This is a genomic window from Pseudoalteromonas sp. MQS005 (genome assembly GCF_001661605.1).
GTDB classification, from domain to species: Bacteria; Pseudomonadota; Gammaproteobacteria; order Enterobacterales; family Alteromonadaceae; genus Pseudoalteromonas; species Pseudoalteromonas tetraodonis.
The window spans coordinates 45,595-57,394 of the sequence record NZ_LYRQ01000027.1; the positions used below are offsets into that span (position 1 = coordinate 45,595).

Annotated in this window: 12 protein-coding genes; 3 read left to right on the plus strand and 9 right to left on the minus strand. The window is 46.7% G+C overall.

Annotated features, from left to right (window positions below):
* The first annotated feature begins 17 nt into the window (after positions 1-17).
* Positions 18-3,311 carry an EAL domain-containing protein gene (locus A9479_RS10945; protein ID WP_064663433.1) on the plus strand — a complete coding sequence of 1,098 codons (3,294 nt, stop codon included), beginning with the start codon at positions 18-20 and terminating at the stop codon, positions 3,309-3,311.
* A 325-nt stretch (positions 3,312-3,636) separates the two neighbouring features.
* Here the strand turns inward: A9479_RS10945 and A9479_RS19945 are convergent, their stop codons facing one another.
* From A9479_RS19945 to A9479_RS10980, 9 genes are all read right to left on the minus strand, one after another.
* Complete coding sequence (locus A9479_RS19945) at positions 3,637-3,810, minus strand: hypothetical protein (RefSeq protein WP_004394002.1); 174 nt, start codon at positions 3,808-3,810, stop codon at positions 3,637-3,639.
* 10 nt (positions 3,811-3,820) lie between these two features.
* Complete coding sequence (locus A9479_RS19715) at positions 3,821-4,000, minus strand: M48 family metallopeptidase (RefSeq protein WP_331711896.1); 180 nt, start codon at positions 3,998-4,000, stop codon at positions 3,821-3,823.
* Complete coding sequence (locus tag A9479_RS10950; RefSeq protein ID WP_064663434.1) at positions 3,987-4,373, minus strand: cytochrome c; 387 nt, start codon at positions 4,371-4,373, stop codon at positions 3,987-3,989. The genes A9479_RS19715 and A9479_RS10950 overlap by 14 nt, the downstream gene beginning before the upstream one ends.
* Before the next feature lie 108 nt (positions 4,374-4,481).
* Positions 4,482-5,192, minus strand: a complete 711-nt coding sequence (locus A9479_RS10955) for an ABC transporter ATP-binding protein (RefSeq protein ID WP_004393997.1) — start codon at positions 5,190-5,192, stop codon at positions 4,482-4,484.
* Position 5,193: 1 nt separating this feature from the next.
* A complete protein-coding gene (locus tag A9479_RS10960) occupies positions 5,194-6,399 on the minus strand; it encodes an ABC transporter permease (RefSeq protein ID WP_064663435.1) in 1,206 nt (401 codons plus the stop codon).
* Positions 6,396-7,547 carry an efflux RND transporter periplasmic adaptor subunit gene (locus A9479_RS10965; RefSeq protein WP_064663436.1) on the minus strand — a complete coding sequence of 384 codons (1,152 nt, stop codon included), beginning with the start codon at positions 7,545-7,547 and terminating at the stop codon, positions 6,396-6,398. The genes A9479_RS10960 and A9479_RS10965 overlap by 4 nt, the downstream gene beginning before the upstream one ends.
* Positions 7,544-8,152, minus strand: coding sequence for a TetR/AcrR family transcriptional regulator (locus A9479_RS10970; RefSeq protein WP_064663437.1), 609 nt, complete (start codon positions 8,150-8,152; stop codon positions 7,544-7,546). Before A9479_RS10970 ends, A9479_RS10965 begins: the two co-directional genes overlap by 4 nt.
* A 105-nt stretch (positions 8,153-8,257) precedes the next feature.
* Positions 8,258-8,683: a DUF6088 family protein gene (locus tag A9479_RS10975; protein ID WP_064663438.1), complete on the minus strand. Its 426-nt coding sequence runs from the start codon at positions 8,681-8,683 to the stop codon at positions 8,258-8,260.
* Positions 8,684-8,871: 188 nt separating this feature from the next.
* A complete protein-coding gene (locus tag A9479_RS10980; RefSeq protein WP_064663439.1) occupies positions 8,872-9,465 on the minus strand; it encodes a tyrosine-type recombinase/integrase in 594 nt (197 codons plus the stop codon).
* 522 nt (positions 9,466-9,987) lie between these two features.
* Here A9479_RS10980 and A9479_RS10985 point away from each other — a divergent pair.
* Both A9479_RS10985 and A9479_RS10990 read left to right on the plus strand, forming a co-directional pair.
* Positions 9,988-10,356: a hypothetical protein gene (locus tag A9479_RS10985; protein ID WP_064663440.1), complete on the plus strand. Its 369-nt coding sequence runs from the start codon at positions 9,988-9,990 to the stop codon at positions 10,354-10,356.
* A gap of 221 nt (positions 10,357-10,577) precedes the next feature.
* The gene (locus A9479_RS10990) at positions 10,578-11,591 is read left to right on the plus strand and encodes a hypothetical protein (RefSeq protein WP_064663441.1); all 1,014 of its coding nucleotides are present in this window, start codon (positions 10,578-10,580) and stop codon (positions 11,589-11,591) included.
* Positions 11,592-11,800: the final 209 nt, after the last annotated feature.

Below are 11,800 nucleotides of genomic sequence, written 5' to 3' on the forward strand. Positions count from 1 at the left end.
CACTACTGGAGAGACTTTTGAGTGCACCTGATTATCCTGCTGATGAAGCCATTCGTTTACTCGCGTTAAAACGCACAGCATTACTGGACTCGCCTGCTGAAGAGCGCTTTGATCGTATCACTCGACTGGCGGCTTTAATTTTTAATGTCCAAACGTGCTTAATTTCGCTAGTCGATGTTGACAGGCAGTGGTTTAAATCTAAGGTAGGACTCGATGCTTGTCAGACTGACCGTGATATCTCTTTTTGCGGGCATGCAATATTGCACCCGGATATTTTTATCGTTACTGACGCAACAAAGGATGACCGCTTCTCTGCTAACCCGCTTGTGACCGAGGAGCCGCGTATACGTTTTTATGCAGGAGCGCCGGTTTGCGAGCCAGGTGGGCAACCTATTGGCACATTATGCCTTATAGATCCACAGCCTCGTGACTTGACGATAAGCGAAAAACGAGTATTACGTGAGTTAGCTGACATGGTTGAGCATGAGATTGCCAGACTAGATCAGGAAACGCTCCAACAAAAACTGTCAGCTGGCATGACAAGAACGGCATCAATAATGGCAACGTTGCCAGATATGGTTTTTGTCATTGACCGAAACTTTCGTTTTTCAGTGTGTAACGACCATCCTGATTTGCTTAAGCCTCAACATGAAATTTTAGGGCAGAAAATCCTTGATGTATTGCCTAATGAGTTAGGTCATCAACTGATGGATAATGTTAAACAGGCTTTTGAGAACGGCAATGTCATTCATCACAACTACACCTTTAAAAAATTGAATAAATCCTTTGAAGCGCGATACAAGAAAATTGATGAAAATGAAGTTCTGATTATTATTCGCAATACTACTGAGCAAACCGCTGCACACTCTGCCATCAGACGTCTTTCGGAAGTTGCCAGGCAAACAACGAATGGCGTAGTGATAACCGATATACGTGGTTTTGTTGTCTGGATAAATGAGGCGTTTACTAGCATCACTGGTTATAGCATCGAAGATATGCTGGGTAAAAAGCCAAGTGAACTATTGCAGGGAGCCGACACTGACCCCGAAATTGTTGACGAAATGAGAGAGGCCCTGTCTTTACAGCAGAGTTTCAATGTTGACGTACTCAATTACTCAAAAGAGCAGAAACCATATTGGGCGAGAATAGCTTGTAATCCGCTGCTCAATGAAGAAGGCGAGCTTAGTGGCTTTATTGCAATCCAGACCGATATCACGAAAGAGAAGCGGGATGAAGAACTCATTCGCAATAGTGAGAACTTACTTAAGGCGGTGATTGATGCCAATACTATTGGCACATGGCGTCTTAATTTACAAAATGGCGAGTTAGTAATTAATGATAAATGGGCGTCATTGTTGGGCTACGAATTTTCTGAACTACTGCCAACTACCAGAGAAACCTGGGAACGACTGACCCATCCTGATGATTTAGCCTATTGTGCTGAACAAATCGAAAAACATGCAGCCGGTCTTATTCCGATATACGAAGCCAATATTCGAATGAAACATAAAAACGGCGAATGGATTTGGATAAACACCAGGGGGCGAGTGTCCGCAAGGACAAATGATGGTAACGCTGAGTGGATGCTGGGTACGCACTTCGATATTAATGACCAAATACAGGCCGAAAGCTCACTCAACGAAAAATCAAAACAGATGGAAGCTGTTGTCGAGAGCTTACTTGATGGCATTATTACCATTGATAGCAAGGGTAAGGTACTTACATTTAATCAAGCTGCAAATGAAATTTTTGGTTATTCTGATGAAGAAATTATAGGCAGAAATATCAGTATGCTTATGGGCTCACCGCATCGTGAACATCACGATATCTACTTATCAAATTATATTAACCGTGGTATCAGCGACATTACCGGTCGTATTCGTGAACTTGATGCATTGCACAAAAATGGTACAACATTTCCTATTGAGCTGGGTGTTGTTGAAGTAAAAATGGCTGGTGAAACTAATTTCATTGGAATCGTGCGGGACATCACTCAGCGTAAAAAGCGTGAGCAAGAAATACATCAGTTAGCATTTTATGACCCACTCACATTACTACCAAATCGACGGTTGTTATTAGACCGATTACAGGGGGCAATGACACATTGTTCACGCGCCAACAATTTTGCGGCTTTAATGTTTCTTGATTTAGATAACTTCAAAAATCTTAACGACAGTGCTGGTCACAATAAAGGCGATTTATTGTTATGCCGAGTCGCTGAACGATTGGTTAGTTCAGTTAGGCATGGTGATACGGTGTCACGGTTAGGGGGTGACGAGTTTGTTGTCGTAGTATCAGACTTAAGTAATGATAAAGAAACGGCTGCTAATCAGGCTGAATCACTTGCGCAAAAAATCATGGCTCACTTAGCGCAGGAATATGACTTAGAGGGTTTAACCTACAATAGCTCCGCAAGCATCGGGGTAACACTGTTTAATAGCACAAGCGTCCCAACAGAGGACCTATTAAAACAAGCCGACATGGCAATGTATAAGGCTAAAGAGACTGGTCGCAATGGCGTGCAGTTTTTTGATCCCAAGATGCAGGTTGCAGTTAGCTCAAGAGCGACCTTGATCCACGACTTATATAACGCAATACAGCAAAGACAATTTACTCTTTTCTATCAAAAGCAGATTGACCAACATGGACAGGTTATCGGTGTTGAGGCCCTCTTACGCTGGTTTCATCCAGAAAAAGGGATGATTTCACCGGCGCAGTTTATTCCACTAACGGAAGAAACGGGTCTTATTGTGCCTATTGGGGATTGGATTTTACAACAGGCGTGTGAAACCTTAGTCGATTGGGCTTCTAAGCCTGCTATGAAGAACCTGAGCGTTGCGGTTAATATTAGCGTAGTTCAATTTAGCAAAGATGATTTTGTTCAGAAAGCAATCAACTCATTGAAAAATTCAGGCGCTAATCCTCAACTGCTAAAGTTAGAAATAACAGAGTCACTCTTGGCTAATAATATTCCAGATGTTAAAGCTAAGATGCGAGAATTGCAGCAATGCGGTGTTACGTTTTCTATTGATGATTTTGGTACTGGTTATTCATCTTTATCATATTTGAAACAGTTGCCTATAAACCAGTTAAAAATAGATCAGAGTTTTGTCCGGGACATCATGAACAGTAGTAATGACAAGGCGATTGCTCAGGCTGTTATAACTTTAGCTAGTTCAATGGATCTGCAAGTAATCGCTGAAGGCGTCGAGACAGAGGATCAGCGAGCATTGTTAAAGAGCATGGGCTGCAATACTTATCAGGGATACCTTTTTGGAAAGCCATGCAGACTTGAAGAGCTAAAATTATAAGTGTGGTACATGAGTGCAATTATGTGACAATGATTAGCGTTTTATGTCCCAGTTTTTATGATTAATATAAGAAAGTAATTATTAACGTATGCTTTTTGAGCAGTGCTGGCCTTTGGTGCATATGACCTGAAAGCCTGTTTTTCGCTCAAAGCCACCTTTAGAGTAATTAAGTTAACTTATTGTGGGGCAAAGGCGAGTTATATACATAACCCGTCTCTGGACATTTATTGGTTAGAGTAAAGATTCGATGCATCGAAACCTTCATGGAACAATGAAAATACTTATTCACCTTAAATGAATAGGCACTCGGATATAAATAATTTACCTAATCATCCACAACTTCAATCGTTACATGCTGAGCACCAAGGTAAGTACCTTCATCCACTTCATAGCGCAAGGTTTCATCACAGTGTGGGCAGTCAAAGGCTTCGTTTGGCTCGATGCACTCATCTTCGAGCCAATCCCAGCCAATATGCTTTTCACAAGTTGGGCATGTCATTCAACAATCCTTACTCATTCAAATACAGCTCCGCCATTCCATCTAAACGGGCTTTTACTGCTTTCCAATTAGGCATCACGCTTGTTAATAAGCGCCAGAATTTCTCACTGTGGTTGTGCTCAGCGATATGACAAAGCTCGTGCAGAATCACGTAATCAATACACTCTTTAGGCGCTTTAATTAGATGAATGCTCCACGAAAGGTTTACGGAAAGCTTGGTGGCAGCCCAAGCAGCTTTCCTGCACGTGGGCGAATGATTGGATCACCGCCTTGCCGTCGCTGCTCGCAGCAGCCAGCTTCATGGCCAGCGCCGCCTCGTGAGTCTGCGCGTCAAAGTTTCTGAACTTGGTCGCATCAGCGCCGAGGTAAGCAAGGATGCGCATTTTTTCAGTAAGCGGTGGCTCGGGGTGTGCAGCAACTTTTGGGGCGAGCTGAACGACCTGAACCCATTCCTCCTGCGAAATCGCACCGGTAATAGCCTGCATGTTGCGCCCGAGTTCCTGCATGATCTTGCGTAGCGCCAGTAGCTCAACCTGGGTAGCGTCACCAGCCCAAGCTGGCAACTGAAAACCCCATAAAGCAGGCAGGCCGTAACGGTCAGGGTGATAGTTCCAAATTCGTGGCTGTGTTTGCGGTGGGTCATGAAATTCTCCTGTAATTCAATCGTTCTCTCATTCGAACTCCCGCCCTTCGCCAGCTTCCTCATGGGTCACGCCGTCGCGGATGTGGTAGATGCGCTTGAATGTGGGGATGATCTTTTCGTCATGGGTGACGACGATGATGGCGGTCTCGAACTTCCGGGCCATGTCGTTGAGGATGCGGATTACAGCCATGGCGCGCTCGGAATCCAGCGGCGCAGTGGGTTCATCGGCCAGGATCACCGGCGGACGATTGACCAGTCCGCGCGCGATGGCGACCCGTTGCTGCTCGCCACCGGAGAGTTGCGAGGGCATTGCGCGAGCTCGGTGTTGCACATCAAGCGCTGTGAGCAATTCCAGTGCCTTCGCGCGCGACTCTCCATTCGCGACGCCTGCAAGCATCGGCAGCAGCGCCACGTTGTCGGTGACATCGAGAAACGGAATCAGGTACGGCGCCTGGAAAACGAAACCGATCTTGTCACGCCGTAAGGCGCGCAGGTCGCGGACTTTCCAGCCATCGGCGTAGATCACTTCATCGCCCAGCGTCATGCGACCGGCGGTCGGTTCGATCACCGCACCCAGACACTTGAGCAGCGTGCTCTTGCCGGACCCGGAAGGGCCGATCAGTCCCACCACTTCACCAGGCGCAACATGCATATTCACGTCTCTCAAGGCAAAGACAGCGGTGTCACCATCGCCATACCGCTTGCTTAAACTTTCGATGTGTATCCCTTTGCCACTCATCTCAACCTCCAATGGCTTCGGCCGGGTCGACCTTGAGTGCCATGCGAATGGCGACGAGGCTAGCTAGAACGCAGATCACGAGCACGGCAAAAAAACCGGCGACAGAATCCATTGGCGTGAGCAGGACATATTTTGGAAAAGCCGGTGCTGAAAAGGTGGCTGTGATCTTGCCGACCACGAAGCCAATCACGCCCAGGGCGAGCGCCTGCTGCATGATCATCGCGGCGATGGTTCGGCTGCGTGTGCCGATGAGCTTCAACACCGCGATCTCACGGATTTTGTCCATCGTCAGCGAATAGATGATGAAGGCAACGATGGCCGCGCTAACGATGGCCAGAATCACAAGGAACATGCCGATCTGCTTGGCTGAGGTGGCGATCAGTTTGCCGACGAGGATGTCTTCCATCTGTGCCCGGGTGTAGACCGTCAAACGCTTCCAGCGCTGGATGGATTCGGCAACCTCGTCCGGCGCATGACCAGGTTTCAGAGTGACCAGCACGGCATTGACGAACGCGTTGCTGCTCTGTGAAGCAATCACGGCATCCAGCAAACCTGGATCACCGGGTCGATTGAAGACCGGGTTGGCTTCGGTGCGACGCCGGCTTTGCCAGATGGCATCGTTGTCCTTGAGGAACTGGGCCTCCTGGGCATCTTTGAGCGGAATGAATACCATCGGGTCGCCGCTGGACGACACCATGCGCCGTGTCAGCCCCACGACGGTGTAATGATTGCGGCGAATGGCAAGACGATCTCCCAGTTTGAAGCCGGTGGCGATGTCGGCCACAGCCTCGTAGTGACCGCGCGTGATTTGGCGTCCAGCGACGAGATAAGGAGGCCATCCGGGTGTAGCCCCCAACGCACCGGGCGCGATGCCGACCACCATGGTGCGTACATCACTCTCGCCCTTGCGTACCTGCATGGTCAGGTAGGTCGCGTTCGCTGCCTGTGAGACTCCCGGCATGGCGAGAATGGCGCGATACACGTCATCGTTGAGGCTGGACGACTCCGCATAAGGACCCAGAGTATCCTTTTGCACCACCCAAAGGTCAGCGCCACTGTTGTCGAGCAACGCCTTGCCGTCGTCCACCATGCCTCGGTACACCCCAGCCATGACTAGGGTGACGCCGATCAGCAGACCCAGACCGATGCCGGTGAAGACGAATTTCCCCCAGGCATGGAGAATGTCGCGGCCGGCCAGGCTGATCATCGTGAAACTCCCGGGATATGCTCGACCACATGGATGCGGCTGCGCGCCGTCAGTGCCTTTTCGCTATAGGTCACAACCTGGTCCCCATTCTTGAGCCCTTCGCGCACCTGCACGTAACCATTGAGGTCGGAAGTGCCGAGCTTGACCGGGGAGAAATGCAGATCACCATCCACGATTTGCCAGACACCAACTTTATCGCCTTCACGCTGGACGGCAGCGTTGGGGATCAGTGGAGCGGCCGGGAGCGCCGGCAAGTCAACCGTGACTTCGGCCAGTTCACCCACTGGTGGCAAAGGTTCTGGTTTGTTATCGAATGTCACCTTGGCAAGCGTTTCCTCGGTTACCGCGTCGGCCTTGGGTTCCACCCGCAGCACGCGACCTTTCAAGGTCTGGCCACCACGCGAACGCAGGACGATATGAGCCGGCAGCCCCCCAGCCAGCCCCGATGCGCTGATCTGGTCGAAGCGCACATTGATCCACAAACTCTTGGGGTCGATCACTTCCACCACGGCCTGGCCCGCGACGATGGTCGTGCCGGGATCGGCATCGCGCACGGTGACTACACCATCGACCGGCGCGATCAGGCGCAGATTGCTCCGCTGCGCGAGGAGTACTTCGCGGTCGGAGCGTGCCCGGGCAATATCTTCCCGAGCGGCGGATAGGGCGGCATCGGCGATCTGCAGTTCCTGCCGCTTGGTGGTGACGATTTCCTCGCTGGTCAAGCGCACCGCAAACAATTGCTCATAGCGGCGCGCCTGGGTTTGCGCGTAGGCTTGCCGGGCTTCTGCCTCGCGCAAAGCCGCTTCCGCCCGCTTGAATACAGACTCCTGTGAGCGCACCCGAGCATCAAGGTCGACCGGCTCCATCTCGCCGAGCACCTGTCCGGCCTTGACCTGGTCGCCTACATGCACCTCCAGGCGTTTGACGCGCCCGGCAAACGTCGGCCCGATCTTGTAGGTGTAGCGCGCCTCCACCGTGCCGATGCCGAACAGCGCCGGTGTGATAGCCCGTGATTCCACGCTTGCCACCGTCACAGCGACCGGGGCGAGCGGCCCTGATCGCAGACCGACATAAATAAAAAGCACCAGCAAAGGAATGATGACGGCAAGCAGTGCCAGGGTGCGGCCTTGCAAGGGTAACTTTTTCATTGCGCACTCCTTATGCCACGCCGATAAATTGCAAAGACGCGCGGCGCATCGCGGTGCATACGTCCCACATCACCCGCCAACAGCGATTGCATGACCAAGCCCTGGATCGTGCCAATGAACAGCGTTGCCGCCGCCTCGTTGTCAAGCGAGGGAGACAACTCGCCGCTGGCCTTGCCTTTCTCGATGAGACGATGCAAACGTTCGCCGTAGCGCTGAATCAAGGTTTGCACCATGCGCTTGGCCGGTGTCGATTCGACACGCTGAAGCTCACCAAACATCATTCTTGGCACGCCTGGGTGCTCAGCTACGAATTCGATGTGACTCATGAACATCGCCTCCATGGCTGCCAAGGGCGACTCGATTCCTTGTGCGGATCGATCGATTCTGGCTAATAGGCGCTCTGCTACCCACTCCATGACCGCCTGCCAAATGGCTTCCTTGTTCGGGAAGTGCCGAAACAGCGCACCCTGGGTCAAGTTCATGTGTTTAGCGATAGCCGCAGTGGTTATCTCGCTTGGGTTTTGTGAACCGGCAAGCGCCACGACGGACTCGACAGTTACGGCACGACGTTCATCGGCCGGCAGATGCTTTGGATGGGGGTCCACGAGCACTCCTTGTAAGATAGTAATTGATTACTATCTTACCACAAGAGGCAACTCAAACAAGAGAAAACCCGACGTACTCGTCAATATCTAGAGTCTGCAATGGGCTTAACGTGCTTTATTTTCCGTTTTCTGAGACGTCCCCAGTACTCGATTGCCGACTACCAGCTTGCGATTAAACTGCTTAGGATTCCATGAATAATGAACGGATGATGGTATTTGAGTGCTTTCACCTGAGAGGCTTTGCAGAGATAGGTTGTCCATCTCAAAATCGACCCCTTTCATCTTTAATATCTCACGCATCAGGGCATCGCATCCCCCTGGGTTAGTAGGCATGGGTCTGCCTGTTAAGCTGTTAATCCTTGCCTTGGTATACAAGCCATAGCCAAGCTTGATTAACTCACCTTTTTTGACTAGTTGTTTTAGCGCACGACCAATTTGATCGTAGCTAGCAAAGCCATCAAAGTCTTTGCGCTCAAACACATAGCGTCTTGAACGCTTTATCTTATGATAAATACGGTCAACGGCTGTCATTTGAACCTCCTAATTTCCTAAGTGTTCAGATTATAACTCAACCCTGTTGCCATAGGAATAAATACGGCACATGCATATGAGTAAATGCGACACTTGATCAGTTGATAGTTAGCATAAAGCATTGAAATAAAGATACAATATTGATTCAACTCAAGATCGACATAATTTGAATTTAGTGTCTAACCTTGTTATGAGTCTATCCCTTCAGAGATGTTCAGCGCATCCTCTATCTCGACCCCCAAATATCGAATTGTATTATCTAGCTTCACGTGACCAAGTAACAGCTGAACAGCCCGAATGTTTTTGGTGCGAGCATAGATTAACGTCGCCTTGGTACGGCGCATTGAGTGCGTACCATAAAGATAAGGATCGTAGCCAAGTTCAGTTGCCCAGCGGCGAATAATGGTGGCATAGCAGCTATAACTCATTGGCTTACCTTGTTTGCGAGGGCTTGGGAAAAGATAATCTGGTGCAGATAATTGGCTGAGTATTAGCCATTGAGTCAAGGATTGTGCTGTGCGGGAAGTGATCTCAAACTGTACCTCTCGACCAGTTTTGCTTTGGCTGTAAAGAACACGATCTTGAATGACACCGCCAGAAGATATATCTCTAACTTTCATCCTAAGTAAATCGCATGAGCGTAACTTGCAGTCGATGGCGAGATTCAGCAACGCTAGCTCCATGATGTTTCCTTCGATTTCGAGTCTAGTGCGAATTCGCCAGATGTCTTCGAGCTTGAAGGGCTTTTTCTGCCCAGTTAAGTGACCTTTCTTCGTCCACATAATTGACCTCCAGTCTAACTTTAGAAGTGGCCTTAATAAGTTTAGATGAGGAAATTGAATGGCTATGCAGTTAGGGGGCCGAAAAATATTGCAGACTAAAGTGGGTTAGAATCTTTACTCTAGATGATAAAGGGGCATAAATGAGTTGGGGGAATGTCCGCTTTATAGAATTGAGCTGATAGCACATGATTACAGTGAGTGTCTCTTGGTCGCTCTTAGCTGCCTATAAGATAAAGTCCTATTTTATTCATCGAAACTTTTAGGTCAAATATGAGCGACTAAATATTGAAGTCGAAATTTAACTCTGCTGAACATTGTTTAACGTATTACTTTATTCATTATTTATAAAAATATGTAATAATAGCCATAGCTTAATTTTTAAAGCTATGGCCTCGCAGGGAGGCCAGCTCCCACTGGCGAGCCAAATAGTTTACCCTGAATTATCAAACTAAGTTTTTCCAATAAATATACTCGATATAAAGTGCGTGGGCTTTGTGTTGAAGTATTTCTATTGGTGAAATAATGTCGCTATCAAACGACGAACTTCTTTCGAACATTAAACGTCAAGCAAAACGTCTCTCTAAAAATACTAATGTTCCATTGAGACAAGCTCAATCTCATTTAGCTATGTGTGTCTACCAATGTGATGATTGGGTTCACTTGAGAGATTCACTAAATTCTGACCTATTAGATAACCAATTATTGCTATTGGCTTCACTTCAGCCAAATTCTGATATTTTCTTGTACAAATTACTTGATGCCCATATGAACAATATTGTGCGTAACCTTAACAATACATTGAACACCAACTATGTGGATGGAAAAATAGAAGATATAATAATTAAAGCTTTTGGTATTGAACCTTCTGATTTCATGAGAAAAATAAAATAACATTTGTATAAATTACAGAGATGGGTATTACCCTCACTCTTTACAGACCGTTTCTTATCCTTTAGATTGTAAACAGGCTGAACGGACAGCCTGTGCCTACCAATTTATTGAAATTAACAATGAATAACGGCAAAGCGGAGCATCCGAAAATTTGTTTATCTATAAGATTGAAACCGGCGTTTGGTAGGCTAGTGTTTTGATCGAAAAGTTGGATACAACAAATGCTCACAACAACTCAATTAGTCTATAAATTAAATCTTCAAGCCACATTTTTAGAAAAGTACCTTAATTTGCCTGTATACTTTGGCAAAGACCTACTAGCAAAAGCAATTTATGAAAGTATCAATTTTGATGATTTATGTTCTTCCGTTAAAAGTGATGGAGAAGAGAGAGGGCTTTATCGTTTATTAGAGAATGACAAACTTAAATATTTACTCATTTGTGAAGTTGATGACTGTAACTTAGTACACGCACTACACCAAAATATAGAAAAAATGGCTCTTCGATTAGAAAAGTTAGTGACTATAAACATAACACGAACTCAACTTATTTCACTTTTATACAAACTCTTTGGGCTTGATGACGAATCGAAGTATATTATTAAAGTCGATGAGTTAAAATTAAGCTGGGAGCCATATTTTAAGACACAGTCAAATAACCACTTTGTTTTATTTTCAGATATTCAAGTGAATAACACCCCATTTAGATTGATTGCCACCAGATTTAAATTAGATGAGTTATCAGCTCACTCTTTGAGCAACAAGGCAAAAACTAAAGCTAATCGCGCCGAGTACATTTCTTGTAAAAATACAGAATATCATCTCGACTGGCTCTTAAACTGTGCGGATTTTTTAACAGGTATAGGTAACAATAATCCAGATTTACTACCCATTCCATTTCAAATTGAGGGTGAAAAATATACTGTATTTGGCTTTCCGCTCTGTCCTACTATTTCAATTAAAAGTGTTGTAGCTTCGCCTGAAGTGAACTTCTTGGTAAAAAATACAAATGAAAAACAGAGATTTATCATTAATTTTGGATTGCAAAAGCTAACTTTAGAGTATTTAGTGGTAGATGATGAACATGTTAGATTCCCTCAGTTCTATCACGAAATTAAAAAGAATCTGTTAAGTCATAAAGATGCTTGCGACTACCCTATAGCTTTGGATCCAGCCTCATGTTTTTTTTGGGTTAGGCCATTCGCTTGTGTTGATTTTATTGAGAATGCATTGTGAGCACTCAAATATATACTTAAGAATATTTTCTGATACGAAAAATAATGCTACTAGATATGCATGGCAGGACACTTAGCTTTTGAGTTAGATTAAACCCATTTTGTCCGCTATAGTGAATAGTGCCCTCTTTAAAAGTAAGCGTCTAGCCAAATGCACCTGCAAGTAACTCGTCAAAACGATTAAGCTATCCCTGAATTTCAATTAGGAGA